This window comes from Cupriavidus taiwanensis LMG 19424 (assembly GCF_000069785.1).
GTDB lineage: Bacteria > Pseudomonadota > Gammaproteobacteria > Burkholderiales > Burkholderiaceae > Cupriavidus > Cupriavidus taiwanensis.
The window spans coordinates 1,099,747-1,124,861 of sequence record NC_010530.1 but is presented as its reverse complement, the minus strand read 5'-3'; the positions used below and the strand labels follow the sequence as shown (position 1 = coordinate 1,124,861).

26 protein-coding genes are annotated in these 25,115 nt (G+C 67.6%); 19 read left to right on the top strand and 7 right to left on the bottom strand.

Going from position 1 to position 25,115, the window contains the following annotated elements:
- Window positions 1–157: 157 nt before the first annotated feature.
- The 7 genes from RALTA_RS20800 (at window position 158) to RALTA_RS20770 (ending at window position 8,635) form a co-directional block, all read left to right on the top strand.
- Window positions 158–883: a GntR family transcriptional regulator gene (locus RALTA_RS20800; protein ID WP_012355897.1), complete on the top strand. Its 726-nt coding sequence runs from the start codon at window positions 158–160 to the stop codon at window positions 881–883.
- A gap of 177 nt (window positions 884–1,060) precedes the next feature.
- Complete coding sequence (locus tag RALTA_RS20795) at window positions 1,061–3,127, top strand: LamG-like jellyroll fold domain-containing protein (RefSeq protein ID WP_012355896.1); 2,067 nt, start codon at window positions 1,061–1,063, stop codon at window positions 3,125–3,127.
- A 98-nt stretch (window positions 3,128–3,225) separates the two neighbouring features.
- Entirely contained in the window at window positions 3,226–3,459 is a 234-nt protein-coding gene (locus RALTA_RS20790; protein ID WP_012355895.1) for a hypothetical protein, read from the top strand.
- 50 nt (window positions 3,460–3,509) lie between these two features.
- Entirely contained in the window at window positions 3,510–5,666 is a 2,157-nt protein-coding gene (locus RALTA_RS20785) for a phosphocholine-specific phospholipase C (protein ID WP_012355894.1), read from the top strand.
- Window positions 5,667–5,821: 155 nt separating this feature from the next.
- A complete protein-coding gene (locus RALTA_RS20780; protein ID WP_025581549.1) occupies window positions 5,822–6,709 on the top strand; it encodes a LysR substrate-binding domain-containing protein in 888 nt (295 codons plus the stop codon).
- Between the two features lie 160 nt (window positions 6,710–6,869).
- Window positions 6,870–7,889, top strand: a complete 1,020-nt coding sequence (locus RALTA_RS20775; RefSeq protein ID WP_012355892.1) for a M14 family zinc carboxypeptidase — start codon at window positions 6,870–6,872, stop codon at window positions 7,887–7,889.
- Window positions 7,886–8,635, top strand: coding sequence for an alpha/beta fold hydrolase (locus RALTA_RS20770; protein WP_012355891.1), 750 nt, complete (start codon window positions 7,886–7,888; stop codon window positions 8,633–8,635). The genes RALTA_RS20775 and RALTA_RS20770 overlap by 4 nt, the downstream gene beginning before the upstream one ends.
- Here RALTA_RS20770 and RALTA_RS20765 read toward each other — a convergent pair.
- The 5 genes from RALTA_RS20765 to RALTA_RS20750 all read right to left on the bottom strand — a co-directional run bounded on the left by RALTA_RS20765 (window position 8,621) and on the right by RALTA_RS20750 (window position 11,657).
- Entirely contained in the window at window positions 8,621–9,208 is a 588-nt protein-coding gene (locus RALTA_RS20765; RefSeq protein WP_012355890.1) for a TetR/AcrR family transcriptional regulator, read from the bottom strand. The genes RALTA_RS20770 and RALTA_RS20765 overlap by 15 nt on opposite strands.
- A gap of 208 nt (window positions 9,209–9,416) precedes the next feature.
- Window positions 9,417–10,037, bottom strand: coding sequence for a hypothetical protein (locus tag RALTA_RS20760; RefSeq protein ID WP_012355889.1), 621 nt, complete (start codon window positions 10,035–10,037; stop codon window positions 9,417–9,419).
- Between the two features lie 223 nt (window positions 10,038–10,260).
- Window positions 10,261–10,395 (bottom strand): hypothetical protein, encoded by a 135-nt coding sequence (locus tag RALTA_RS30980; protein ID WP_277915627.1) that lies wholly within the window; start codon window positions 10,393–10,395, stop codon window positions 10,261–10,263.
- A gap of 37 nt (window positions 10,396–10,432) precedes the next feature.
- Window positions 10,433–10,999 (bottom strand): TetR/AcrR family transcriptional regulator, encoded by a 567-nt coding sequence (locus RALTA_RS20755; protein WP_012355888.1) that lies wholly within the window; start codon window positions 10,997–10,999, stop codon window positions 10,433–10,435.
- Window positions 11,000–11,270: 271 nt separating this feature from the next.
- Complete coding sequence (locus RALTA_RS20750) at window positions 11,271–11,657, bottom strand: hypothetical protein (protein ID WP_012355886.1); 387 nt, start codon at window positions 11,655–11,657, stop codon at window positions 11,271–11,273.
- Window positions 11,658–11,989: 332 nt separating this feature from the next.
- On the opposite strand from RALTA_RS20750, the gene RALTA_RS20745 reads away from it, so the two are divergent.
- From RALTA_RS20745 to RALTA_RS20725, 5 genes are all read left to right on the top strand, one after another.
- Window positions 11,990–12,916 (top strand): alpha/beta hydrolase, encoded by a 927-nt coding sequence (locus tag RALTA_RS20745; protein WP_012355885.1) that lies wholly within the window; start codon window positions 11,990–11,992, stop codon window positions 12,914–12,916.
- Window positions 12,917–13,066: 150 nt separating this feature from the next.
- Window positions 13,067–13,351: a hypothetical protein gene (locus RALTA_RS20740; RefSeq protein WP_010812500.1), complete on the top strand. Its 285-nt coding sequence runs from the start codon at window positions 13,067–13,069 to the stop codon at window positions 13,349–13,351.
- Between the two features lie 120 nt (window positions 13,352–13,471).
- The gene (locus RALTA_RS20735; protein ID WP_012355884.1) at window positions 13,472–14,164 is read left to right on the top strand and encodes an alpha/beta hydrolase; all 693 of its coding nucleotides are present in this window, start codon (window positions 13,472–13,474) and stop codon (window positions 14,162–14,164) included.
- 58 nt (window positions 14,165–14,222) lie between these two features.
- Entirely contained in the window at window positions 14,223–14,591 is a 369-nt protein-coding gene (locus RALTA_RS20730) for a hypothetical protein (protein WP_012355883.1), read from the top strand.
- Window positions 14,592–14,698: 107 nt separating this feature from the next.
- Window positions 14,699–14,944 (top strand): hypothetical protein, encoded by a 246-nt coding sequence (locus tag RALTA_RS20725; RefSeq protein ID WP_012355882.1) that lies wholly within the window; start codon window positions 14,699–14,701, stop codon window positions 14,942–14,944.
- 166 nt (window positions 14,945–15,110) lie between these two features.
- Here the strand turns inward: RALTA_RS20725 and RALTA_RS20720 are convergent, their stop codons facing one another.
- The gene (locus RALTA_RS20720) at window positions 15,111–16,238 is read right to left on the bottom strand and encodes an AGE family epimerase/isomerase (protein ID WP_041232535.1); all 1,128 of its coding nucleotides are present in this window, start codon (window positions 16,236–16,238) and stop codon (window positions 15,111–15,113) included.
- Window positions 16,239–16,372: 134 nt separating this feature from the next.
- Between RALTA_RS20720 and RALTA_RS20715 the strand changes: the two genes are divergently transcribed.
- Both RALTA_RS20715 and RALTA_RS20710 read left to right on the top strand, forming a co-directional pair.
- Window positions 16,373–16,621 carry a hypothetical protein gene (locus RALTA_RS20715; protein WP_012355880.1) on the top strand — a complete coding sequence of 83 codons (249 nt, stop codon included), beginning with the start codon at window positions 16,373–16,375 and terminating at the stop codon, window positions 16,619–16,621.
- A gap of 239 nt (window positions 16,622–16,860) precedes the next feature.
- Entirely contained in the window at window positions 16,861–17,139 is a 279-nt protein-coding gene (locus tag RALTA_RS20710; protein WP_012355879.1) for a hypothetical protein, read from the top strand.
- A 34-nt stretch (window positions 17,140–17,173) separates the two neighbouring features.
- Here RALTA_RS20710 and RALTA_RS20705 read toward each other — a convergent pair whose 3' ends face one another.
- Window positions 17,174–18,808 carry an acyl-CoA synthetase gene (locus RALTA_RS20705; RefSeq protein WP_041232534.1) on the bottom strand — a complete coding sequence of 545 codons (1,635 nt, stop codon included), beginning with the start codon at window positions 18,806–18,808 and terminating at the stop codon, window positions 17,174–17,176.
- 208 nt (window positions 18,809–19,016) lie between these two features.
- Here RALTA_RS20705 and RALTA_RS20700 point away from each other — a divergent pair, with 208 nt between their 5' ends.
- The 5 genes from RALTA_RS20700 to RALTA_RS20680 all read left to right on the top strand — a co-directional run bounded on the left by RALTA_RS20700 (window position 19,017) and on the right by RALTA_RS20680 (window position 25,103).
- Window positions 19,017–19,733: a Crp/Fnr family transcriptional regulator gene (locus RALTA_RS20700; protein WP_012355877.1), complete on the top strand. Its 717-nt coding sequence runs from the start codon at window positions 19,017–19,019 to the stop codon at window positions 19,731–19,733.
- A gap of 119 nt (window positions 19,734–19,852) precedes the next feature.
- Complete coding sequence (locus tag RALTA_RS20695; RefSeq protein ID WP_012355876.1) at window positions 19,853–20,497, top strand: hypothetical protein; 645 nt, start codon at window positions 19,853–19,855, stop codon at window positions 20,495–20,497.
- A gap of 207 nt (window positions 20,498–20,704) precedes the next feature.
- Window positions 20,705–22,312 carry a hypothetical protein gene (locus tag RALTA_RS20690; protein ID WP_012355874.1) on the top strand — a complete coding sequence of 536 codons (1,608 nt, stop codon included), beginning with the start codon at window positions 20,705–20,707 and terminating at the stop codon, window positions 22,310–22,312.
- A 314-nt stretch (window positions 22,313–22,626) separates the two neighbouring features.
- On the top strand, window positions 22,627–23,259 hold the full coding sequence (locus RALTA_RS20685) for a response regulator transcription factor (RefSeq protein WP_041232533.1): 633 nt from the start codon (window positions 22,627–22,629) through the stop codon (window positions 23,257–23,259).
- Between the two features lie 2 nt (window positions 23,260–23,261).
- Window positions 23,262–25,103 carry an ATP-binding response regulator gene (locus RALTA_RS20680; protein WP_012355872.1) on the top strand — a complete coding sequence of 614 codons (1,842 nt, stop codon included), beginning with the start codon at window positions 23,262–23,264 and terminating at the stop codon, window positions 25,101–25,103.
- Window positions 25,104–25,115: the final 12 nt, after the last annotated feature.

Below are 25,115 nucleotides of genomic sequence, written 5' to 3'. Positions count from 1 at the left end.
ATGCAAAATACTTTACCAAAGGAGATATGAAAAAGCAGGCTCCATTTCCGCCTTTTTCAGTAGCGTTTACCCGGCCAAATAAGGGTTTACCACCGATCTGGCGCTCCTGTTAAGCGGCTGCTAAAATTGAATTCAATCTGTCCACTGGACGAATTGAATGCAAAGCCAAGCCAATTCCAACCCTGACCTGCCGCGCCAGCTCCCCCCGGTGGAGCGCCAGCGCCTGCACGACACTGTGGTGAACCATCTGCGCACGCTGATCATCGAGGGTGCATTGGAGCCGGGGCGCAAGCTGAACGAGCGCGAGCTGTCCGAGACCCTGGGCATTTCGCGCACGCCGCTGCGCGAAGCGCTGAAGGTGCTGGCGGCCGAAGGCCTGGTCGAGATCTCGCCCAACCGCGGCGCCAGCGTGGCGCGCCTGTCCGCAACCGAGATCCGGGACACGTTCGAGCTGTTGAGCAACCTGGAGGCGTTCTCCGGCGAACTGGCTTGCGAGCGCATTACCGCCGTGGAACTGGCCGAGCTCAAGGCCCTGCACTACGCAATGCTGGCCTGCCGCGCCCACGAAGACCTGCCCGGCTATTACCGCCTGAACCATCAGATCCACGATCGCATCAACCTGGCGGCACGCAATGCGGCGTTGCGCCAGACCTACCTGTCAGTCAACCGGCGGCTGCAGGCGCTGCGCTTTCGCTCCAACTACCGCAAGCCCAAGTGGGACAGCGCCATCCACGACCATGAAGAGATGCTGGCAGCACTGGAAGCCCGCGACGGCAAGCGCATGGCCGCGATCCTGCGCCAGCACCTGCTGGACAAGCGCGACGCGGTGCTGTTGATGCAGGCTGGCGTGGGCGGCGAAGCCGACGGCGCACCGCAGGCCTAGACCTCGGTCGCCAGGACCGCCTCAAGAATCCGAATACCCCCATCAGCATTCTTTGCCCCGCTGTCACCACGGTGACAACCCCGTTTCTTACTCTGCGAGCGCATTGCGGCACACGCAATCCGCCGCGCGGCCATTGCCGCCGGCGCACAACAACGCAGATGAACAGGGGAATGAACGATGGCAGGGAACCTTGCACCGGGCCGGCTGGCAGGCTGGTTGTCGGGGACGGCGCGAGCGCGTGCGCTGGCCGGCACCGTCGCAGTCATGCTGGCCGCGACGCTGGCAGGCTGCGGCGGCGACGGCAGCGCGACGTCCGGCGCGCCCAACGATACCGACACCAGCAAGCCCGCTCCGGAGCCTGATCGCGCCAGCGGCGCGCGCGTGCTGCTGGTCGGCGTCGACGGCGCCACGTATGCGCAGGTGCAAGGCGCGGTATTGCGGCGCGAGCTGCCCAACCTGGCCAGCCTGAACCTGGTGCCGACCGCCACCGGCGGCATGCCGGGCACCATCACCGCCCAGCCCCCGCTCGATGCGCCCAGCTGGGCCACGGTGCTGACCGGCGCGTGGGCCAACCGCCATGGCATCGACGACGACACCGGCAGCACCGCGCTGCGCGCGCCGACCGTGTTCCACTACCTGCGCACGGCTGCCAAACCCGGGCTGCAGCAAGGCGCCGCGGTCAGTGCGCCGGCACTGCCCGGCCTGCTCAAGACGGACCAGGACGCGGGCGTCCTCGATACGCTGGTCGATTGCGCGGGCGTCGACCGCTGCGTCACGCAGAATGCCGTGCGCCAGGTGCAGTCAGGCTATGGCGTGGTGTTCGCGCAGTACAGCGCCCCGGCGCAGGCCGCGCAGGCCGGCGGCTTCGGCAACGGCGCCTATGCCGCCGCGCTCGGCGAGACCGACCAGGCGCTGGGCGAACTGCTGGCCGCCGTGGCCGCGCGCCGCCAGGCGCAGCCGGGCGAGGACTGGCTGGTGCTGGTCACCACCAGCCACGGCCTGGATGCCACCGGCGCCACCACCACGGTGCCGACGGTGGAGAACCGCACCGCGTTCCTCGCCACCAACAAGACGCTGAATAGCGCGCTGGCCAGGACCGGCGCCGCGGCCCCCGACACCCCGGCGGACCTGTCCGCGCTGCCGACCGAGGCCGATATCGTCCCGACCGTGCTGGCACACGCCGGCGTCGCGCTCGACCCCGCCGCAACGCGCCTGGACGGCTCCGCGCTGACCACCGCCACCGCCGGCGTGCGTGCCATCGGCGCCAGCATCAGCCAGTACAACGATGCCATTACGCTGACCTGGCAGAACCCGAGCCCGGCTTACGGCGTCACGCGCGTGCTGCGCGACGGCGTACAGATCGCCGCGCTGGGACCCGAGGTGCGGACCTTCACCGACAAGGCCTTCGACATGCCCACGGGCCTGTACCAGTTCAACTACACGCTGGTGCGCAACGACGTGCCGGTGTCGTACCTGGCGCAGATCCACTACGTCAAACCTGTGACGCTGATGCCGTCGCTGCTCACTGGCCTGGCGTCGTATTTCAGCCTGGACAGCAAGCCGTTCGCCGACGCGAAGAACGCGGCCACGCTGGGCCCCTGGGTCGCAAGCGTCGACGGCGGCACGCTCGCGGCCGACAACTTCGGCGGCCAGTCGCTGCAGCTGGACTCGCGCATCGACAGCTACCTGCTGAAGTACAACGCGGCCGATATCGCGCAAAGCCCGCAGTTCACCATCGGCCTCTGGTTCCGCACCGACTGCACCCAGGGCAACGGCACCGGCGAGCCCATCCTGTCGAACAAGAACTACATCTCGGGCGGCAATGCCGGCATCGCCATCGCCCTGTTCGGCAGCTGCGAGATCCGCTTCAACCTGGGCAGCGGCAGCGGCAAGCGCGACGACATCAACGGCATGAAGGTGTCGGCCAACCAGTGGGCCTACCTGGCACTGTCGGTCGATGCGGCGGCGAAGCGCTTCAGCGCCTACGTCATCGACCCCGTGCTCGGCCTGCAGAAGACCGAGAACAAGGCGATCGCCAACACCGACGTGACCAAGCTGGTAGGCCTCGGCACCGGCTGGGGCGTCAACGACGATGCCACCCACAACTACGTCGGCAACAACCCGGGCGCGCTCAAGGGCGTGATGGGGCTGAACGACCTGGCGATGTGGACGCGCGTGCTGACGCTCGACGAGCTCAAGACCATCACCGGCGCACGCCAGCCGCTGTCGACGCTGAATCCCTGAATCCCGGAATCCGGCGGCGCACCCGTTTCCCCAGGGAACGGGTGCCGGCCGGCCTTCACCCTCCCCGCACCCCGATCCCCCTGCAGGAGATTGACACCATGACCTTTCGACCCTCCACCCTGGCCCGGCCGCACTGGCTGGCCGCCTTGCTGCTGAGCGCGGCCCTGGCCGGCTGCGGCGGCGACTCCGGCGAGGGCGCCAGCGGCACGCCGGCCGCGGCGCCGATCACGCCCGGCGTTCCCGGCACCGGCGGCAACCCCGGCCAGGGGAACGGCAGCGACCGGCCTGGCGAGACTCCGGCCGTCAAGCCGCAGCTGCGCTGCGCGCCCTGAACCCGGCCTGGCCTGTCTACCCTCCCCGCAACCATCCGGTACCGAATCCCATGAATCCCCAAAGCAGACGCAACTTCCTCAAGCTCGCCGGCGGCAGCGCCGCCGCCACCGCTGCGCTGGCGGCCTTCCCGCCGTCGATCCGCCGCGCGCTGGCGATCCCTGCCAACAACGCCACCGGCACCATCCGCGACGTCGAGCACGTGGTCATCCTGATGCAGGAAAACCGCTCGTTCGACAATTACTTCGGCACCCTGCGCGGCGTGCGCGGCTTTGGCGACCGCTTCCCGATCCCGCTGGCGGGCGGACTGAACGTCTGGCAGCAGACCTATACCAACGGCAGCACCACCCGCACCGTGCTGCCCTACCACCTGGACAGCAGCGCCGGCAATGCGCAGCGCGTCAGCGGCACCCCGCACTCGTATCCGGACGCGCAGAACGCCTGGGACCTGGGCCGCATGAACAAGTGGCCCACCTACAAGCAGACCCAGTCGATGGGCTTCTACACCGAGGCCGAACTGGATTTCCAGGTTGCGCTGGCCAATGCCTTCACGCTGTGCGACGCCTATCACTGCAGCTTCCATGGCGGCACCAACCCGAACCGGCTGTTCCACTGGACCGGCACCAACGATCCGGGCGGCGCCCAAGGCGGCCCGGTGATCGACAACAGCGGCGACTCGTTCACGGGCTCCAATACGCCCTATACCTGGAAGACCTACCCGGAACGCCTGGAAATCGCCGGCGTGAGCTGGAAGGTCTACCAGAACATGCCGGACAACTTCACCGACAACCCGCTCGCGGGTTTCAAACAATACCGCGACGCCAATGCCGCGCGCGGCAACCAGGCCAACGGCAGCCCCTATCCGCCGTACACCAGCGCCGACGACGCGGTCAGCCCGCTGCTCAAGGGCGTCGCCAACACCATGCCCGACGGCGGCTTCCTGCAGGCGCTGCGCGACGATATCGCCGCGGGCAAGCTGCCGCAGGTGTCGTGGATCGTGGCGCCGGCCACGTACTCGGAGCACCCCGGGCCGTCCAGCCCGGTGCAGGGCGCCTGGTACACGCAGGAGGTGCTCGATGCGCTGACCGCCAATCCCGCGGTCTGGAGCAAGACCGTGCTGCTGATCAACTTCGACGAGAACGACGGCTATTTCGACCACCTGCCGCCGCCCTGCGCCCCGGCCTATGACGGCGACACGCTGGCCGGCGCCACCACGCTCGAGCCGGAACAGATCAAGCCGGAATACCACGTCGACAAGCGTCCTTACGGCCCCGGCCCGCGCGTGCCGATGTACGTGGTCTCGCCCTGGAGCCGCGGCGGCTGGGTCAACTCGCAGGTGTTCGACCACACCTCGGTGCTGCGTTTCCTGGAAGCCCGCTTCGGCGTGGCGGAACCCAATATCAGCGGCTACCGCCGCGCGGTGGCGGGCGACCTGACCTCGGCCTTCAACTTCGTCAGCCCCAACACCAACCCGCTGCCGCAGCTGCCCAGCCGCGACAAGGCCAGCGCCGACGCCATCCGCACCGCGCAGGGCGTGCTGCCGCAGGTGCCGCTGCCCCCGGCCGGCAGCCAGCAGATGCCGCAGCAGGACCCCGGCACGCGCCCGTCGCGCGCCCTGCCCTATGAACTGCACGTCAGCGCGCGCGAAGACGCCCGCGACCAGCGCGCGGTGTGGCTGCTGTTCAGCAATACCGGCACGGCGGCGGCGGTGTTCCATGTCTACGACCGCCTGCACCTGGACCGCGTGCCGCGCCGCTATATGGTCGAGCCGGGCAAGGCCCTGCATGGCAGCTGGGACGTCTTTGCCACCGACGGCGGCAAGTACGACCTGTGGGTGCTGGGCCCGAACGGCTTCCACCGCGCCTTCCGCGGCGACGTGGCGGCGGTGGCCGCGGCCGGGGCCAGCGCGCCCGAGATCCGGGTCTGCTATGACATCGCCAACGCCGCGGTGTACGTGGACATGATCAATACCGGCAGCGCGCCCTGCACATTCACCGTCCAGGCCAACGCCTACCGCACCGACGGCCCGTGGACCTACGAGGTGCCCGCCGGCATGCAGCTGCAGCAGCACTGGCCGGTGGCGCGCCAGGGCAACTGGTACGACTTCACCGTCACCACCGCGCAAGGCGGCTTTACGCGCCGCTTTGCCGGGCGCATCGAAACCGGCAAGGATGGCGTGTCCGACCCGGCGATGGGCGCGGCCGGCTGACGCCGACGCGGCCTGGCCGCTACGCCAGTCCCGCCCCGGCCGGTCCCATGCGGACCGGGCCCGGGCGGGCGTAGCCGTTTTGTCATATTGGCCCGCTAGACTGCGCGGTCGTCCGGCCTGGTCCGGACCCTTCCCCCAACTCCGCGCGGATGACCATGCTAGGCGACCTGCTGATGACCTTTTTCGAAGTGGCGCGCCAGGGCAGCATCACCATGGCGGCCCGGCAGCTGCGCGTCAGCCAGCCCACAGTCACCGGACGCATCCGCCAGCTGGAGGAAACCTACGGCGTGGAGCTGTTCCATCGCCGCGCCAGCCGCGTCGACCTGAGCGACGTCGGCGTGGCGCTGATGCCGGTGGTCGAGCAGCTGATGCAGCAGGAAGGCAATGCCGACTACCTGCTGCGCAACGCGGGCAACCTGCGCTTCGGCAACCTGCGCATCGGCGCCACCGGGCCGTATTACATCCTGCGCGCGGTGGCGGCGTTCCGCCAGCGCTACCCGGCGATCGACGTGAGCCTGGATATCGGCAACTCGCAGCAAATGCTCGAAGCGCTGTTCGAGTACCGCATCGACGCGGCGGTGTCGTCGCATCCGGTGGACGATGACCGCCTGGCCCGCGTCCGGCTCGCGACCGACCCGATGGTGCTGGTGGTCCATCCCGGCCATGCGCTGGCACGGCTTGCGCAAATCGACCTGCCGCAATTGCGCGGCTGCCACCTGCTGGTGCGCGAGCACGGTTCGATGACGCGCAAGACCACCGAGACCGCGCTGGCCGCATGCGGGCTCGAGCTGCCGCCGCACACCGTGATCGGCAGCCGCGAGGCCATCTACGAGGCGATCCGCCAGGGCCTGGGCGCCAGCGTGGTGCCGCTGGGCGAGGTGCCGCGCGACCCGCTGCTGCGCGTGGTGCCGTTTGCCTCGGGCGCGCCGGTCTTGCACGAATACCTATACTGCCTGCAGAGCCGGCGGCAAACGCGGCTGGTCGGCGCCTTCCTGGATTGCGTGGCGCTGGACGAGCCGGCCCTCACCGCCCACGCTGCCTGATCCGGCGGTTCCGTCATCAGAGCCCCCTTGGATGCCTGCTTCACCACGCCTCGTCCGATTCAATCTCATGACTGCTGGTTGCCGCTTCATCCCTGACGTGGCCGTTGCGGGCGGCTGGCCAGCCATGCAAGCAGCAGCAGGCGTGCCGGCAGGCTGACCCATGCACCCGCGCGCAGACTTCCCGGAATACGACCAGTTGCTGACCTTGCTGGATGCCGGCGGCCACGTGCTCGATACGCAAGTGGTGTGCGAGACCACCGTGCAGAGCCACCGCTTTGGCCTGCATGTCGCCACGCTCGGCAGCCGCGATCCGGGCGCGCCGGCCATCGGCATCTTCGGCGGCATCCACGGGCTGGAGCGCATCGGCACGCAGCTGGTGCTGGATTACCTGCGCTCGGTGCTGTCCCGCCTCGCCTGGGATGAACTGCTGCACCGCGAGCTGCAGTCGGTGCGGCTGGTGTTCATGCCCATCGTCAACCCCGGCGGCATGTGGGCCGGTACGCGCGCCAACCCCAACGGCGTCGACCTGATGCGCAACGGCCCGCAGGATGCCGACGCGCGCGTGCCCTTCCTGGCCGGCGGGCAGCGCATCGGCGCCTGGCTGCCGTGGTACCGCGGCGCCGCCGGCGCGCCGATGGAGGCCGAAAGCAGCGCCCTGCTGCGCGTGGTGCGGCAGGAACTGCTGCCGCGCCCGCTCAGCTTTGCGGTGGACTGCCATTCCGGCTACGGCTGGCGCGACAGCATCTGGTTCCCGTACGCGCGCACGCGCCGGCCGATGCCGCACCTGGCCGAGATGTACCTGCTCAAGACGCTGTTCGAGCAGGCCCATCCGCATCATGGCTATACCTTCGAACCGCAGAGCCACCAGTACCTGCTGCACGGCGACCTGTGGGACCATGCCTATGACCTGGCCCCACGCGGCAACCTGTTCCTGCCGATGACGCTGGAGCTGGGCTCCTGGCTGTGGATCAAGAAAAACCCGCGCCAGCTGTTCTCGCGCGAGGGCATCTTCAACCCGATCAAGGCGCACCGCACCGCGCGCGTGCTGCGCCGGCACGTCAGCCTGTTCGACTTTCTCGGCCGCATCGCCTTTGCGCCGGAGCGCTGGCTGCCGCGCGGCGCGCAGCGCGACGAACTGCTGCAACAGGCACGCGCGCACTGGCACACGGAGCCGCCATGAGATGGGTGTTCTTGCGGGGACTGACGCGCGAATCGCGCCACTGGGGAACGCTGCCCGCGCAATGGGAGGCAGCCGGGCTGGGACGCCCGCTGTTGCCCGACCTGCCGGGCAACGGCGCGTTGTCGGCGCAGCCGGCACCGTGGCACGTGAGTGGCATGGTAACGGCGGTGCGGCGCCAGCTGACGGCCGCCGGCGTGACGGGACCGTACCGCGTGCTGGCCATGTCGCTCGGGGCCATGGCCGCGACCGAATGGGCGAGCGCGTATCCGGAAGAAGTCGGCGGCCTGGTGCTGGTCAACACCAGCATGCGGCCCTTCTGCACGCCGGCGCAACGCCTGCGGCCGCGCAACTGGGGCAAGCTGCTAAGCCTGGCGCCGCGCTGGCATGACCGCACCTACTGCGAGCGGACCATCCACGCCATCACGTGCGCGCGCACCGACTCGCTGGCGAGCGACCTTGCGCATTGGCAGTCCATCGCGGCCGACGCACCGGTCAGCCGGCAGGCCGCGCTGGCGCAACTGCTGGCCGCCGCGCGCTACTGCGCCCCAGTCGACCGGCCGCGCTGTCCGGTATTGCTGCTGGCCTGCGCGGCGGACCGGCTGGTCAGCCCGGCCTGCTCGGCGCGCATCGCGCAGGCCTGGGACGTGCCCTTGCTGACGCATCACTGGGCCGGCCATGACCTGCCGCACGACGATCCGCAGTGGCTCTGCGATGCGGTCGCGCGCGCCGGATCAGGCTTCGGCTAGCGCCGCTTCCACTGGCATGGCGCTGACCAGCAGCGCCGCCGCCGCATCGATCCGTTCCCGCGTGCCGAACAGCCGCGCACTGATCAGGCCGTTCTGCAACGCGCCAAACACCACCTGCGCCAACTGCTGCGGCGGCATCGGATACGGCGCCGCGCGCCGCGCTGCGGCCTGTTCGAACAGGCGCGCCAGCCACTGCTCGTTGAAGCGGATAAAGTCCTGCATCGCGGCGCGCACGGCTTCAGGCATCGACAGCACGTCGGCCGACAGCACGCCCACCACGCAGGCCTGGTCGGTGCAGGCGCCTTCGCGCAGCGGCCCCAGATATTGCCGCGCCTGCTCTGCGCACGGCAGGCTGGTATCGATGGCCTGCAGCATTGCCCGCTTGCGCGCGCTGTATTCGCGCACCGCTTCGAGCACCAGGTCGTCCTTGGACGGAAAATAGTAATGGATGCTCGAGGTCTTGACCCCGACCAGTTCGGCCAGGTCGCGGTAGCTGAAGCCGTTGAACCCCCGACGGCGGATCAGCACCAGCGCATGTTCGACCAGTTGCTCGCGTACGGTTGGGGTATGCATGGCATCCACTCCTCGGCTTGCCGCCCAGCCATTCAGGCCGGCAGCGTTTGTGCGATCAGCGTGATGAGGGACCCGCTTGCCAGGCAAAGCCCTACCCATCCGCCCAGGATCAGCGCAGTGTCACGCCAACGCATGATCAACTCCTGAAGCGGGGCCGCAGCATGGCGGCCCGGTGTTGGTCGATGGCCGGCACCAGGCCGGCCGGCTCTCAGGCGACGGCGCCGTCGGTGTAGGGGTCAACCTTGCCCACGCGGGCACCGTCCGTGTACGGATCGAAGCTTCGGGCCGGCGCAGCCGACACGCCGCTGCGGTCCAGGCCGGCTACCGTGCGGGCGCCGTCGGTGTACGGGTCAGCCTTGCCCACGCGCGCACCCTCGGTGTACGGGTCGAAGCTGCGGGCCGGCGCAGCCGACACGCCGCTGCGGTCCAGGCCGGCGACAGTGCGGGCACCGTCGGTGTACGGGTCGGGCTTGCCGACGCGGGCGCCATCGGTGAACGGGTCGGCGTTGCCGCTGCGGTAGTTGTAGCCATAGCCGTCGGCCGGCACGATGGCCGCGACCGTACGGGCACCGTCGGTGTACGGGTCGGCCTTGCCCACGCGTGCGCCTTCGGTGAACGGGTCGAACTGGCCGCTGCGCGCCCCTTCCGTGAACGGGTCGAACTTGCCGGTGCGGGCACCATCGGTAAAGGCATCGGCCTTGCCGACGCGATAGCTGTAGCCGTACTTGTCGCCGGCGTGGTCCTGCACGCTGGCGGCCTGCGCCACACCGCCCGCGAACGCGGCGGCAAGGGTGGCGGCGGTGATCAGGGTCTTGGCGGTCTTGGTCATGATGGGCTCCTGGGTGCGATGGTTCGGGATCGCGTCAATTCGGTATCAGTGGCTGTAGCAATCTCTCTTCTGATTCCGCATCTATCAGTAGATAGATAACCGGTCTCAAAAAAATGACCGCTTCCGGTCGTGCAATGGGACCACCGCGTACCGCCCGGTCTTGCTTGTTGGTGGCGGTGCAGCGCTTCCATGGCCTTGATACTATCTACTACTAGGTAGATAGTCAAGGAAAAACATTTCTATCGCTGCGATAGGTAATTCCCTGACGCATTACTCCATTGTTTTTAAAACGATTTTCTTCAGACGGACGGCCATGAGGCGGGATCATAAAAAAACCGCCATGCGGCTTGCACCACATGACGGTTTCCGACGCGCCACTGATATCGCGCGCTAAATCAACCCGATACGGCCGCCATCAGGGTGTCGGCGGCGGCTTCCACGCGGTCCGACGTGCCGAACAGGCGTGCCGCGATCAGCCCGCTCTGCAGCGAACCAAATACCACCTGCGCCAGCCGTGCCGGCGGCACCGGGAAAGGTGTGCTGCGATGGGGCTGGGCGCGCTCCAGCAGTCCGGCCAGCCACTGCTCGTTCAGCAGGAAAAAGCCTTGCAGCATCTTGTGCACGGATTCGGGCAGGCACAGCGTCTCGGTCGACAGCATGCCGCACAGGCAGATCTGGTCCGAGCCGCAGCTGGCGCGGAATGGCGCCAGGTAGATGGCGGCCTGCTCGGTGACCGGCAGGCTCGTATCGATGGCATTGATGCGCTCCGCCAGGCGCGCGCTGTATTCCTTCACCGCTTCCTGGACCAGGTCTTCCTTGGTCGGAAAATAATAGTGGATGCTGGAGGTCTTTACTCCCACCAACTCCGCCAGGTCGCGGTAGCTGAAGCCATTGAAGCCGCGCCGCCGGATCAGGATCAGGGTGTGCTCGAGCAATTGCTCGCGTACGGATTGGGTTTTCATGCAAGCAGTTTATCTATGCGAAGATAGACGCTCAAGTTGAAATGCCCCGGGGCTGGGGTAAGTCCCTAGCCTCGGGGCACCATGCACTACACGGGTGTTAGCCAGGCAGGACCTGCGCGGCGAAGGTGATCATCGAGCCACTCGTCACGCAGAGTACCAGCCATCCGCCAAGCAACAGGATGCTGTCACGCAAACTCATGATGGACTCCATTGGACAGCGGCCACTGGCCGCCATCGTCAGTTGTGGGCCGCCGGCCAGTGCCGGCAGCAATCAGGCCAGCGCGCCGTCGGTATAGGGATCAGCCTTGCCGACGCGCGCACCGTCGGTGTACGGGTCGAAGCTGCGGGCCGGCTCGGCGGACACGCCGTTGCGGTCCAGGCCCGCGACGGTGCGGAAGCCATCCGTGAACGGATCCGTCTTGCCCACGCGTGCGCCTTCGGTGAACGGGTCGAACTGGCCGCTGCGCGCCCCTTCGGTGAACGGGTCGAACTTGCCAGTGCGGGCACCGTCGGTAAAGGCATCGGCCTTGCCGACGCGATAGCTGTAGCCGTACTTGTCGCCGGCGTGGTCCTGCACGCTGGCGGCCTGCGCCAGACCGCCCGCGAACGCGGCGGCAAGGGTGGCGGCGGTGATCAGGGTCTTGGCGGTCTTGGTCATGATGGGCTCCTGGGGTGCGATGGTTCAGATCGCTTCAAATTCGGTATCGGTGGCTATTCCGGGGGTCGCTTTCCAAGCTCGCATCTACTAGTAGATAGATTCATGGGCCTGAAAAAATGACCGCTTGGGTCATGTAATGGAATCGCCACATTTCGTGCTACCTCTTACGTTGGGTGGTGCAGCGGTGCCATGGACTGAATGCTATCTACTGATAGGTAGATAGTCAAGGAAAAAGATTTCTATCGAAGGGATAGCGTCCAGCAGCTCGCCAGGGAAAAGCGCTTCTGAATGAACAATTCACTTGCAGAGTCCGGCCTGCTAGCCTGAAGACAATGAATCCTGACCCCCGAACCCCTTCTCAAACCGCGCGGCACCGCTGGCTGGCCGCGGCAGCAGGCATGGCCCTGGCGGCCGGGGTCGCGCGGCATCTGCTGTTTCGTGCGCTGGAGCGCAAAGCCTTTGTCACGCCAACGGATGAGACAAGCCTCGCAGAACCACCCGACAATTCAGCCCCTATGGTGCGGCACGCCACCTTCGCCAGCGGCGACCGCATCCTCCACGCGGCCTTCATGCCGGTGGCAGACCCCGAGGCGCCAGCCCTGATGGTGTGCCATGGCGACAACGAATGCCTGCCAGACTGGGCACCGGTGCAGGCCATGCTGGCCGATGCGTGCATCGCTTCCTATGTGTTCGACTACAGCGGCTACGGGCGCAGCACCGGGCGGCCAAGCGTGCGCCGGCTGCGGCAGGATGCACTGGTTGCCTATGGACAGTTCATCGCCGCCGCGCCGCAATCGAAGCGGCGCGTGGTGCTGGGACATTCGCTGGGCTCGGGCATCCTGCTCGACGTGGCGCGGCGTTTCGAGCCGCAGCCGGACGGCTATGTGATAGCCGCGGGATTCAGCTCGGCGCGACTGGCCGCGGTGCAGACCGGGCGCATTCCCGCATGGGCCGCGTGGCTGCTGCCGGATCCGTGGAACAACGCGGCGCGTGCGAGCAAGCTGGATCGGCCGCTGCTGGTGGTGCACAGCCGTGACGACGTGGTCATCGTGCCGCCCCACGCGGAGCGCGTGGCCAGCGCAGCCAGGCATCTGCATGCGCTGGTCATGCACGATGCCATGCCGCACGATGCGGCCCTGCTGCCAGAGCATATCGACACCTTCTGGCCGCCGATCCTGCGCTTCATGCACGCACAGGCAACCGGCCCCGAAGCGCCATCGCGGCAAGCGCGTGATGCCGGGCACATCATGGCCGATTAATCTAACGTAGAGTCCCGCAAGCGGCAATCATCCTTGTGGGCGAGGCGCCACGGCCAAGTGTCCGAGGGACGCTTTCACGATTTCTTGTCTATATTTGTCCTCATGGCGAAAGCCCGCAAACTCGCTGTTGACAGCACTGGAGGTACTGCCATGCGTTGGCTTGCAAACTTGTTCAGTCCGCCGACCCCGGAAAAAATTGCCGAAAGGGAACTGCAAGACATGAGGCTGACGCTATTCCAGGCCGAACGGCGCTTGCTGGAGGCACAGATGCAGGTGGCTTACTACCGCGACATGGTGGCCTTCCTCGAAGATGTCGCTGCCAAGGGCGTCGAAGACGTCGTCGACAAGCGCCGCGCCACGCCGCCGGCCATGCCCGAACTGCCGGCGCGCACGCCGGGCCTGACCACGGTGCCGATCGTTCCGTCCGCGGCCTGAAGCCATCGCCATGCATTGGCCCGTGCCCCGGCACGCGCCAATGCAGGTCTGGACCTGTGCGATACTCGCGCTGCCTGACGTCCGCGTGGCGTGGGCAGACCCTACACAGGAACCGGCCCCATGAGCGAACTGCTGCCCGCGATCGAAATTGAAACCGCGCCCAATCCCGGCTGCGCCGTCATCTGGATGCACGGCCTGGGCGCCGATGGCAGCGACTTCGCTCCGGTCGTGCCCGAGTTGCGGCTGCCGGCCGCGCCAGGCGTGCGTTTTATCTTCCCGCATGCGCCAGCAATACCGGTGACCTGCAATGGCGGCTATGTCATGCCGGCCTGGTATGACATCGTTTCCCTCGACCAGGCGGGCCGCCGCGCCGACGAGGCCGGCATCCGCGCTTCCTGCGACGCCATTCGTGCCCTGATCGCACGGGAGAATGCGCGCGGCATTCCCACCGCACGCATCGTGCTGGCGGGTTTCTCGCAAGGCGGCGCGATCGCGTACACCGCCGGTCTGACCCACGCTGAGCCGCTGGCCGGCATCGTCGCACTGTCCACGTACATGCCCGCACCGTCGACGCTGGCGGCGCAAGCCAGCCCGGCCAACGCCGCCACGCCGGTGTTCGCGGCGCACGGCACCCAGGACGACGTGGTGCCGCTCGCCCTTGGCGTGGCCGCGCGCGATTTCGTGCAGGCGCGGGCGAATCCGGTGACGTGGCACACCTATCCGATGGGCCATGCGGTCTGCCTGGAAGAGATTGCCGATATCGGCGCCTGGCTGGCGGCGCGCTTTGCGCAGGCCGGCCCGGCACCCGCCTGATTCCCCTTCGACAAGACGAGGGCCGGCCCACAGCGCCGGTCCGCATCAAGCTGCAAGCATGACCCTCGCCCCAACCCGCCGGATCGATTTCAATACCCGCAAGGCGCTGCTGTTCGCACTGGCCGCCGAACGCCTGTCGGCCTACTACGAGCATCGCAAGTGGATGACCGATGCCCAGGGCGCCACGCTGGCCGGCGAATGGCTGTCGCGCTCGAAACTGCAGTTGCCGCTGTCCGAGCGGCGCCTGCTGTCCGAGCTGAGCGACCAGTTTGCGCGCCAGCTTGCCGAGACCCTGTCGCGCGAAGCCGGCCTGTACGCCGCGCACGAGATGATGGAAGCCCTCGATCCCAATTACCAGTCGGCCTTCGCCTACGACATGCTCGAGGAATGCGAGCGGCTGCTGCACGAGCACGGCGTCACGGAATAACGGCGACCGCCGCGGAACGCTGCAAGGCGGCTGCGTTTGCAAAGGTTGACAATCGCCCGGCGCACGCGCGCTTAAACTTCGCGCACTGATAACGCCCCGTCCGTACCATGGAACGCAAGCACTGCCTGGCCTGGATTGCGCTGAGCATGATCGCCGCAGCCTTGCTGACGCTGCTGTGCCTGATCCTGAACGACCACGCCGAAACACAGGCCCAGAAGCGCGTCGAGCAAATGGCTGTCCGTGTCAAGCCGGCAGGCGCTGGCCTGATCCAGGCCAATGCCCCATCGCCGTCGTCGCAACGACTGGCGCCGGCCCGGCATGCCGAACGGTTGCAGCAGGCCAGCGCCCGCTAGACCGGTTCAGGCGCGCCCCGGCCCGCAACTTCAGAACGACGACCAGGTAGTTAAGAAGGATTGCGATGCGGGCCGGAGCGCGGGCTTAGTGTAGACGCGCGCCCTCTGGGCAACTGCAAAGAATTGACAACGGCCGGCCTTGGTCAGGCATGGAGCCCGTGCCGCGTTATGCGGACTGTACCGGCCATGGCAGCCCGGCCAGCGCGGCCAATGCCTGGTAAGACGTGGCCAGGTGGTAGGGCGAGGTTGATGGCATCTCCGCGCGCACCACCTCCCCCGTCGGCGCCAGGCACTCATGCCAGCCCTGCGCGTGCAGGAAGCGGCTGCGAAATTGCCCGGCCCAGTCAGCCAGCGTGGCCAGCGACTGCGCCGAGCCATCCACCGCCAGTGCACGCGCGAACTCGGTCTGTGCCCAGATGCGCTCGGTGCCGTCCATGCGTGCGCCCGCTGCATCCAGCGCCGCGCAGACACCCAGCGTGCCCGCGGCCACGCCATGCTGCTGCGCGAACCCAAAGGCGCGGCGCAGCGCCTCTGACAGCGGCAGATCGCCAAACAACGCCGGCTTGCCGGCCACCAGCGAAAACCATTCGAACTGGTGCCCGGGCTCGACGCGGTTGTCCGCGCTGCCTTGCGGCAACTCCGCCACGCAGCCGCTGGCGGGATCGACAAAGCGCTCATGCACCGCCATCGCGATCTCGCGCAGGCGCTCCGCATACCACTCGTCACCGGTGGCATCGAGCGCTGCCAGGTAGGCCTCGGTCAGGTGCATGATCGGGTTCTGCAGCACGCCCGCGCCCTTGGGGCGGAAGTGCTCGGTCAGCGCGGCGTGATAGAGGCCCTGTCCGTCGGCGAAGCGGTCCTCGACGATATCGACGGTTTCGTCGAGTACTTCCAGGGCGTCTTCGTTGCCGAATCGCGCGTAGTACGCGGCGCAGGCGAAGATCACGAAGGCATGGGTATAGAGGTCGCGGGCGCTGTCGAGCGGCGCGCCGGCGGGGTCGACGCTATAGATCCACGCACCCTCCCCGTTGCCGAAGTAGGCCTGCAGCGAGCCGAACAGCGTATCGGCATGGGCTTGCCGGCCCGCCAGCGAGAACACGTACAGCTGGCGCGCGCACGCCATGGCGCGATAGCGCGACGGCGGCAGCGTCGCGGCGCTGCCGCCGTCGAGCGCTTCATAGGGCAGCAACAGGTCGGGGTTCCAGCCGGAGGCCGTCCACAGCGGCAGCACGACGGTGTCGTAGTGCGCCGTCAGGGCGGCGATCCGTTGATTGAACTCGAGCGAGAGAGGCATGTTCAGGCGACAAGATTCGGCGCGGCGACTGCCGCAAAGGCAGTATCTTGCCATGGCGCGCCCGTAATGCCTCATGGCATTTATGGCCGGCACTTGCTAGCATCAATGCGCCTACCTGCGAACGGGAGACACCCATGTCGACTTTGCCTCTCACGCTGACCGACAATCACCGCACCCTGGTGCTCCATGTCCTCGAGGACGCACCGGGGCAGTTCACCTGGCGCATCATCATGGAAGAACGCTGCGGCGCCGCCGATGAGGACTGCACGGTCGCAGCGCCCGGCACCTACAGGTCCTATGCCGAAGCCGAAGCCGCTTGTTGGGCCGCGGGCAACGGCATCCTGAACGGCCCGCGCGCCGCGGGCGAACTGCGCATCACCTGAAACCGGCGAAATATCGCGATTCGCTTGCACTACGCGCCGCGTGACCTAGTCTGGAATCGTGGCGGTGGCAACGCGGGCGACAGCTTTGCCCGCGATTCTTCATTCCGGCCACGTCCCGGGCACGCTGCTGTCCGGTGCGCATTTTCGCCACCTGCCTGTCATCTTCCTGGCCTCTATTGACCTGGCCGCCATGCCGCCCCAAGAAATGGGTACGGTGGCCAAGGCCGCAGGAGCATGCAATGGACAAGCCGGTCGTCACGCCCCAGCGCTTCGTTGAACTGATGAACGAACGCCTCACCAAGCACCCGCTGTTCCGCGAGGGCATGCGAGTCTATGCCATTCCCCAGCACAGCGACCATCCGCGCAGCCTGGTCTGCGTGGGACCGCGCGGCACCGAATGCGTGTGCGCCACCATCGAGAGCATCGTGCGCGGCGAATGCGAGGTGTTCCCCGACATCGGTCCGGACTGGCACCATCCGCCCCGGACCGGCACGCCGCCCGAGGTGCGGGCACGCTGAACCGACGCGGCGCCGGCATGGCGCCGCTTGCGTCTCAGACGTCGATCGCCGAATCGGACTTCACCTTGCGGCGCAGCTCGAATTTCTGGATCTTGCCGGTGGAGGTCTTGGGCAACGGCCCGAAGTAGACCGCCTTGGGTACCTTGAAGCCCGCGAGCAGCGTGCGGCAATGCGCAATCAGGTCTTCCGCGCTGACGCTGGCACCGTCCTTCAGCTCGACAAAGGCGCACGGCGTCTCGCCCCACTTGGCATCGGGCTGCGCCACCACCGCGGCGGCCAGCACAGCGGGATGCCGGTAAAGCGCGTCTTCCACTTCCACGCTCGAGATGTTCTCGCCGCCGGAAATAATGATGTCCTTGCTGCGGTCCTTGATCTTGATATAGCCGTCGGGCATGCATACGCCCAGGTCGCCGGTATGGAACCACCCGCCGGCAAAGGCTTCGCGCGTGGCCTTCTCGTTCTTGAGGTAACCCTTCATGCAGATGTTGCCGCGGAACATGATCTCGCCGATGGTCTCGCCATCGGCCGGTACCGGCTGCATCGAATCGGGATCGAGCACCGCCACCTGCGATTGCAGGTGGTAGCGCACGCCCTGGCGCGCCTTCTTCACCGCCCGGTCCTGCTCGGACAGGCTGCTCCAGTCGTCCTGCTCGGCGCAGACCGCGGCCGGTCCGTAGACCTCGGTCAGTCCGTAGACATGGGTCAGCTCGAAGCCCATCGCCTCCATCTGCGCCAGCACCGCCGCTGGCGGCGGCGCGCCGGCCACCATGCCGCGTACCGGCCCGCGCACGCCCTCGCGCCACGCGGTGGGCGCATTGACCAGAGCGGTATGGACGATCGGCGCGGCGCAGTAGTGGGTCACGCCCTCTTCGCGCATCAGGTCGAACACCAGCCTGGGCTCGAACTTTCGCAGGCACACGTTCACGCCCGCGCGCGCCGCCACCGTCCAGGGGAAACACCATCCGTTGCAGTGGAACATCGGCAACGTCCACAGGTAGACCGGATGCTTGGGCAGATCCCACTCCAGGATGTTGGACACGGCGTTGATGGCCGCGCCGCGGTGGTGATAGACCACGCCCTTGGGATCGCCGGTGGTGCCCGAGGTGTAGTTCAGCGCGATGGCATCCCACTCGTCGGCCGGCATTTGCCAGGCGTACGCCGGGTCGCCGCCGTCGAGGAACGCTTCGTAGTCGGTGTCGCCGAACGGGGTTGCCTGCGGGCCCAGCACGTCGTGCACGGCAATCACCTTCAGGCCCGGCAATTCCAGCGCCATCTGCCGCGCCAGGTCGGCAAACTCGGTATCGGCCAGCAGCACGCGCGCTTCGCCATGGCGCAGCATGAAGAGCAGGTTGGCGGCGTCGAGGCGGATATTCAGCGCATTGAGCACTGCCCCGGCCATCGGCACGCCGAAATGCGCTTCCACCATGGCTGGCGTATTGGGCAGCAGCGCGGCCACGGTATCGCCCTTGCCGACGCCCGCACGTGCCAGCGCGCTGGCCAGGCGCCGCGCGCGCGCATAGGTGTCGCGCCAGTTCTGGCGCAGCGGGCCGTGCACGATGGCCAGGCGGTCGCCATACACCTCGGCGGCGCGCACCAGGAAATCAATGGGGGTAAGCGGCACGAAATTGGCCGCGTTGCGGGCCAGCCCGCTGTCGAAATCGGTTGGCATTGCTAGTGTCTCCGCCTTGTCGCTGTCATTCCGGGTCATTCGGGCGCTGTCGTTCTGGCGCCTTGCGGCGCTGTCACTTTTTCTGGTGGAAGGCTATCATCGCACACGCCGGCGCACTGTCGTCGAGACGACAAACCTGCCGCAAACCCGCGCCAGGCAAGGCTTACACCATTCTTACAGGATGCGGCGCAGCGCGCCCGCCCCTGCCATGAGCGAACCCGCAGACCCCACTTCCCATCCCGCCCCGGCATCCGCCGCGGTGCTGGCCGGCCATGCCTGGTTCGGCGAACTCGCCCCGGCACACCAGGCCCTTGCCGCGCGCGAGACCCTGCTGCAGTCCTTTGCCGCGAGCAGCTTCATCGCCCGGCGCGGCGAACCCTCGCGCCACTGGATCGGCGTGGACAGCGGCCTGATCAAGCTGGCGGTGTACACGCCCGACGGCCGCGGCTGCACCTTTTCCGGCGTGCCGGCCGGCGGCTGGTGCGGCGAAGGCAGCGTGATCAAGCGCGAAGACCGCCGCTATGACGTGATCGCGATCCGCGACTCGCAGGTGCTGCTGGTGCCCGAGCCGGTCTTCAATACCCTGCTGGCCGAGAGCCTGCCGTTCGCCAGCTTTGTCGTGCGCCAGCTCAACGAGCGCATGGGCCAGTTCATCGCCACCGTGCAGAACGACAGGCTGCTGGGGGCCGATGCGCGCGTGGCGCAGGCCATCGCCCAGCTGTTCCATCCGGACCTGTATCCGCGCACCAGCCCGGTACTGGAGCTGTCGCAGGAAGAGATCGGCCTGCTTACCGGGCTCTCGCGCCAGCGCGTCAACCAGGCGCTGCGCCGCCTGGCCGATGCGGGCATGGTGCACCTGTCGTATCAAAGCATCCGCGTCACCGACCTGCCACGCCTGCGCCACTTCGGGATGTCGGAACTGTAACGTCGCGGGCGCAGGCGGCTGCGTTGGCTGCAAACGCGATGGCAGCGGCCTTGCGCTGGCCGGCGAATCCTGCGACAGTAACCCGCCGCACCGCCGTTAGCTTCCGGGCCGTCTTCCGCATGCCGCTTGTCAGCCGTCACCACGTCCGCTTTGCCCGCCTGCGCTTTCCCTTTGCCGTCCATGTGCAAGCCCTGTACGGCACGGCCAGCCTGCGCGACGCCAACGCGCGGCGCGAAGTACGGCCCGGCGACCCGTTCGTGGTGCACGCCTTCGCCCACTTTGACTGCGACCTGCCTGGCACGTGGCAACAACCCTGCGCCGTCGTCCTGACCGCCGTACCGGACAGCGAATGCCCGCGCCTGGCCGGCAAGCCGCCCGAGCGCACGTGGTCGCGCCAGTTTGCCGGCCTGGTCTTTTCCCGGCCCGACACTGACTGGAACGCCGAACGGCTGGCGGCGCAATGGCAAGTGCCGGCGCGCCTGGTCCGCGCGCGCCTTTTTGCCGAAGGCGAGGCGCTGCATCCGCTGCTGCGCGAGCAACGCGCCGCGCATGCGCTGCACGCGCTGGCCAGCGCCGGCGGCCTGGTGCCCGCGCTGGACCAACTGGCTGCCCATGCCGGCCTGCGGTCAGCCAGCGCGCTGGTGCGCGGCTGGCACGACTGGTTCGGCATCGATGCCCAACGGCTGCTCGAAGATTGCCGCGCCGACGGCCGCCCGCTCGCGCCAACGGCAACGTGGCCGGGGCTGGTACGGGCGGCTGCCTGATTCATCCTTCCCCGGGGCGGTAAGCCGCCCGCACGCCGCGCGTGGTTTGTCAATCACCTCAACGCGGGTTGGGCGCCATCAGGTATTTCACGGAAAATCGCGCCCGCGGGGCGGGTCAGCCGTCCCGTGGGCGGGGTCCTGCATGAGCCAGTGTTCCACCACGCAGCGCCCTGCCATAACAAGAAAACCACAGAAATCAAAACTGGGATGAAAGCAAAACATCTGTTTTTGACGGGTCTGGCGGCCGCCGTACTGACGGCCTGCGGAGGCGGCGGAGGAGACTCCACGGCCACGGCACCCGCTGCCACGAAGATCACCGGCACCGCAGCCGTCGGCGCGGCGTTGGGCGGTGCCACGGTCCAGGCCAAATGCGCAAACGGCAGCGGCACCGCCACTACCGCCGCGGACGGAACCTTCACGCTCAGCATCGACGGCGCCACGCGCCCATGCGTGCTCAGCGTCAAGACGCCGGACGGCACCACGCTGCATTCAGTGGTCGAGGCCGGCACCAGCACCACCGCCGTGGCCAACATCACCCCGCTGACCGAACTGGTGACCGCGTCGCTGGCGCAGGGCAGCACCGCGGCCTTCTTCGACCAGTTCGACGCCACCGCGCAGGCCAAGCTGACTTCCGGCAACCTGACCAGCGCCACGGATGCGGTTCGGCTGGTGCTGACCGGCGTGGTCGACCTGACCAGCGTCGACCCGCTCAAGGACCCGCTGGTGGCCGCCAACGGCGCCAACGCCGGCAATGCCCAGGACAAGCTGCTGGACCAGCTGGGCGATCGCCTGGAAGCGTCGAAGACGACGCTGGGGGAGCTGTCCTCGGCTGTCGCTTCCAATGCCGGCGCGGCGGCGGTCCAGACCGCGCTGCAGCCGGCAGCCGCGAGCTGCGCCGGGCTGAAGACGGGCAAATACCATGTGATCGGACTGGGTTCCGCGGCTGCGGAAGCCGGCGACCTTGACGCGGCCGCGCTGAAGCTGCAGATCGGCAACGAGACCGTCCCCTTCACCGCCGTCGCCGACGATGCCTGCCGCTTCACCGTGCCGGGCGCGAACGGGACCACCAACACCGTGATGGTCGCAAAGTCGGGCATCGCCCTGGCAGTGCCGCCCGCGGGCCCGATGACCGATCTGCCCACCCTGCTGGTGCCCGCACAGGCCGTTGCCCTGGCCGACCTGGCCGGCGACTGGAACGGTCTCGGCATGGAGCGCGACCACAGCGGAACTCCCTACGCATCGCGCCGCGTGACCTTCAGCATCGATGCTGCTGGCAAGCTGACCAAGGGTGCCGACTGCTCCGGCGTGAACACCTGCGAGGCATGGCTGCCTGAAGAACTGCCGACGCTTAGCGCCAATGCCGACGGCAGCTTCAAGATCACCGACAGCTTCGGCTCGCAGCTTGCCTATGCATTCAAGGGCACGGACGGCCAGGTGACGGTCGTGATCACTCACGACGACGGCTTCATGATCGCCGCCAAGCAGGTGGCGCGCCCCCTGCCGGTGGTAGGTGCGACCAACTCGTACTGGGACACGGTCTTGCTTGGGGGCCTGGTGCCCACGCTGCAAAACGGCGGCACGTGGTCGACCGTCGTGACCGTGGTGGATGCGCAGACCGGCAGCTACACGCGCAAGCGCGTCGAAGACGGCCGCCTGGACAGCTGGAAGGTTAACAGCCCGGCCAACGGCCTGCGCTACCGTGCCGCAAGCAGCAACGCATCCGAGATGATCTCGATGGTGCCTGGCAATACCGGCCTGAGCCTGGGTATCGCTGCCAACGGATCGTTCTACGATATCTCGATCAACCGTCCGTAACCGTAACTGAGGCGCCAAGTCAGGCGCCTTGCATGCGGCTCACACCAAAGCCGGCCACCGCCCCGCGGTGCCGGCTTTTTTCATTCACGCCAGCCCGCAACAAATTGCCGGCAAAAAAAATACCCACAGCCGGGTGGTAGTGGGTAGCAAAAGTGGTGCGGGCACGTCGCGGAACTGCCCACGGCTCGCATCTTTGCATCGAGATTCCAGCGCGCCAATAATCTTTCCGGACTAGTTGCGCCCCCACAGCGGTTGCATAGACAAGCGCCTGCGATTCTTGTCCAATGGATCGCCCCTCGCACCGGCTATCTTCAATGCCCGACGCCTGCCTGCTGCTGATCGACGACCATACCCTGTTCCGCACCGGCCTGCGCCTGGTGCTGGCCGACAGCCCCAGCGTGGCCCATATCATCGAGGCCGGCTCGGTCATGCAGGCGGTGCAGGACCACGGCGGCGCGGCGGTCGACATCGTGCTGCTCGACATCCAGATGCCGGGCCTGAACGGCATCGAGGGCGTCAAGGTGTTGCGCCGGCACTTCGGGCGGGCGCGTATCCTGATCGTGTCGGGCACGTCGGGGCTGGAGATCATCCCGGCCGAGGTGCGGCGCGAGATCGCGGGTTTCCTGCCCAAGTCCGCCGACGCGCACGAGATCGAGGATGCCATCGCGTGCTGCCTGGCAGGCGGCACATATTTTTCCGGCGAGGCCAATGCCGTTGCAGCGCCCCAGGCGCCCTACGCTGCCAGCACGCTGACCCCGCGCCAGCTGGAGGTACTGCATCAGCTGACCCTTGGACGCTCGAACAAGGTCATTGCCTACCATATGGGGCTGTCGGAAAACACAGTCCGTGTCCATGTCGCGGCCATCCTCGATCATCTCGGCGTGGTCAGCCGTGTCGAGGCCATCCTGGAAGCGCAGCGGCGCGGCCTGGTGCAGGCGGTGCGATGACGATGGAGACAACTGCCCCGGCCGCCGCGCGCGCCCGTGCGCGCAGGCCGCTGCGCTGGCTGCCCCGCTACGATGCGCCGCGCCTGCTTGCAGCGCAGATGAACCTGATCGACCAGAGCTTCGGCTGCGCGATGGCAGGCTGTTCGCTGGCAGCCATCATCCTGGCCGTGGGCCTGACGCTGAACGGTCACCGCCCGGGTGCCCTGCCCTGGGCGGTCGCGATGGTACTGGTTTGCGCCGTGGCGTATTTTGGACGGCTGCGGTTGCCGGGGCGGCTGACCGAAGCCGGCGCCACGCGCTATGCGCACGGCATGACCGCCATGCTGGTGCTGATCGGCGCGCTGTGGGGACTGGTAGCGTGGCTATACCTGGACGTGCGCCTGCCGGCGGTGGTGATCTGCATCCTGTCGCTGATCGCCGGCATGAGCGCTGCCGCGCTTGCGGTCTTCTCGGCATGCCTGCCGGTGGCGATCGGCTTCTTCGTGCCGGCGATCGTACCCGTATGGATCGCCTTCCTGGCCACCGGCGATATCGAATACCTGCCGATGTTCCTCGGCACGCCGCTGTACCTGTGCGTGCTGCTGGTCTTCGCGCGCAACTATGCGCACGTGGCACGGCAATCGATCGCGCTGCGCTTCGAGAACGTGGAACTGATCTCGCAGCTGCGCGAGCAGACCGCGCGTGCCGAGGCCGCGCAGCACGCGGCCGAAGAAGCGAGCCGCGCCAAATCGGTGTTCCTGGCCTCCGCCAGCCATGACCTGCGCCAGCCGCTCCACGCGATGGGACTGTTCCTGGTATCGCTGGGCCGGACTTGCCTGGATGAACGCCAGCGCCAGTTGCTGGCGCATATCGAGGCCTCTTCCGGCGCGGCGCGCGAAATGCTGAACTCGCTGCTGGACTTCTCCAAGCTCGAGGCCGGCGTAATCACGCCGCGCGCGCGTGCGTTCCGCCTGCAGCCGCTGCTGCACAAGCTGGAGAACGAGTTCGCGCCCCAGGCCGAGGCGCGCGGGCTGGTGTACCGCACGCGGGATACCACCGTCACGCTGCATGGCGATCCCACGCTGGTCGAACTGGTGCTGCGCAACCTGATTTCCAATGCGATCCGCTACACGCAGCAAGGCGGCGTGCTGGTCGCTTGCCGCAAGCGCGGCGTGCGGGCCACCATCGAAGTGTGGGACACCGGCATCGGCATCCCTTCCGCACAGCACCGCGACATCTTTCGGGAATTCCATCAGCTGGACAATCCCGAGCGCGACCAGCGCAAGGGGCTCGGATTAGGGCTGGCCATTGTCGACGGCCTGGCGCGGACGATGCGGACACGCGTGACGCTCGCCTCCCGCCCCGGGCGAGGCTCCGTCTTTCGCTTCAGCATGCCCCAGACCTTGGACGCTCCGGAAGCGCTCGCACGCCCGGTCGCGGCGCGCTCGCTCGATGGACTGCAGGTCCTGGTGATCGATGACGACGAGGCGATCCGCAGCGCGATGTCCGAACTGCTCTCGGCATGGCGCTGCGAGTGCCGTACGGTTGAATCGGAGGAACAGGCGCTGGCGGCGCTGGCGTCGTTCACGCCCGCGCTGGTGCTGGCCGACTACCGCCTGCGCGGCCACCGTACCGGCCAGCAGGCGCTGGACGCGATCCGGCAGCGCCTGGGGCGCCATGTGCCGGCCATCATCATTACGGGGGATACCGCGGCGGACCGCCTGCGCACCGCACATGCGAGCGGCACCGCATTGCTGCACAAGCCTGTGGTGCCGCAGGAATTGCAGGCGGCCATCGACACCCTGCTGCGGGAATTCCCCGCGCAGGTCAAGCGCGCTGAAGACCACCAGCGGGCGGCCGGGTGAACGACGCCCCGG

Excerpts from the sequence above, each read along its gene's own strand:
- RALTA_RS20800 (WP_012355897.1), top strand. The coding sequence starts at position 158 with ATGCAAAGCCAAGCCAATTCCAACCCTGACCTGCCGCGCCAGCTCCCC.
- RALTA_RS20795 (WP_012355896.1), top strand. The coding sequence starts at position 1,061 with ATGGCAGGGAACCTTGCACCGGGCCGGCTGGCAGGCTGGTTGTCGGGG.
- RALTA_RS20790 (WP_012355895.1), top strand. The coding sequence starts at position 3,226 with ATGACCTTTCGACCCTCCACCCTGGCCCGGCCGCACTGGCTGGCCGCC.
- RALTA_RS20785 (WP_012355894.1), top strand. The coding sequence starts at position 3,510 with ATGAATCCCCAAAGCAGACGCAACTTCCTCAAGCTCGCCGGCGGCAGC.
- RALTA_RS20780 (WP_025581549.1), top strand. The coding sequence starts at position 5,822 with ATGCTAGGCGACCTGCTGATGACCTTTTTCGAAGTGGCGCGCCAGGGC.
- RALTA_RS20775 (WP_012355892.1), top strand. The coding sequence starts at position 6,870 with ATGCACCCGCGCGCAGACTTCCCGGAATACGACCAGTTGCTGACCTTG.
- RALTA_RS20770 (WP_012355891.1), top strand. The coding sequence starts at position 7,886 with ATGAGATGGGTGTTCTTGCGGGGACTGACGCGCGAATCGCGCCACTGG.
- RALTA_RS20765 (WP_012355890.1), bottom strand. The coding sequence starts at position 9,208 with ATGCATACCCCAACCGTACGCGAGCAACTGGTCGAACATGCGCTGGTG.
- RALTA_RS20760 (WP_012355889.1), bottom strand. The coding sequence starts at position 10,037 with ATGACCAAGACCGCCAAGACCCTGATCACCGCCGCCACCCTTGCCGCC.
- RALTA_RS30980 (WP_277915627.1), bottom strand. The coding sequence starts at position 10,395 with ATGTGGTGCAAGCCGCATGGCGGTTTTTTTATGATCCCGCCTCATGGC.
- RALTA_RS20755 (WP_012355888.1), bottom strand. The coding sequence starts at position 10,999 with ATGAAAACCCAATCCGTACGCGAGCAATTGCTCGAGCACACCCTGATC.
- RALTA_RS20750 (WP_012355886.1), bottom strand. The coding sequence starts at position 11,657 with ATGACCAAGACCGCCAAGACCCTGATCACCGCCGCCACCCTTGCCGCC.
- RALTA_RS20745 (WP_012355885.1), top strand. The coding sequence starts at position 11,990 with ATGAATCCTGACCCCCGAACCCCTTCTCAAACCGCGCGGCACCGCTGG.
- RALTA_RS20740 (WP_010812500.1), top strand. The coding sequence starts at position 13,067 with ATGCGTTGGCTTGCAAACTTGTTCAGTCCGCCGACCCCGGAAAAAATT.
- RALTA_RS20735 (WP_012355884.1), top strand. The coding sequence starts at position 13,472 with ATGAGCGAACTGCTGCCCGCGATCGAAATTGAAACCGCGCCCAATCCC.
- RALTA_RS20730 (WP_012355883.1), top strand. The coding sequence starts at position 14,223 with ATGACCCTCGCCCCAACCCGCCGGATCGATTTCAATACCCGCAAGGCG.
- RALTA_RS20725 (WP_012355882.1), top strand. The coding sequence starts at position 14,699 with ATGGAACGCAAGCACTGCCTGGCCTGGATTGCGCTGAGCATGATCGCC.
- RALTA_RS20720 (WP_041232535.1), bottom strand. The coding sequence starts at position 16,238 with ATGCCTCTCTCGCTCGAGTTCAATCAACGGATCGCCGCCCTGACGGCG.
- RALTA_RS20715 (WP_012355880.1), top strand. The coding sequence starts at position 16,373 with ATGTCGACTTTGCCTCTCACGCTGACCGACAATCACCGCACCCTGGTG.
- RALTA_RS20710 (WP_012355879.1), top strand. The coding sequence starts at position 16,861 with ATGGACAAGCCGGTCGTCACGCCCCAGCGCTTCGTTGAACTGATGAAC.
- RALTA_RS20705 (WP_041232534.1), bottom strand. The coding sequence starts at position 18,808 with ATGCCAACCGATTTCGACAGCGGGCTGGCCCGCAACGCGGCCAATTTC.
- RALTA_RS20700 (WP_012355877.1), top strand. The coding sequence starts at position 19,017 with ATGAGCGAACCCGCAGACCCCACTTCCCATCCCGCCCCGGCATCCGCC.
- RALTA_RS20695 (WP_012355876.1), top strand. The coding sequence starts at position 19,853 with ATGCCGCTTGTCAGCCGTCACCACGTCCGCTTTGCCCGCCTGCGCTTT.
- RALTA_RS20690 (WP_012355874.1), top strand. The coding sequence starts at position 20,705 with ATGAAAGCAAAACATCTGTTTTTGACGGGTCTGGCGGCCGCCGTACTG.
- RALTA_RS20685 (WP_041232533.1), top strand. The coding sequence starts at position 22,627 with ATGCCCGACGCCTGCCTGCTGCTGATCGACGACCATACCCTGTTCCGC.
- RALTA_RS20680 (WP_012355872.1), top strand. The coding sequence starts at position 23,262 with ATGGAGACAACTGCCCCGGCCGCCGCGCGCGCCCGTGCGCGCAGGCCG.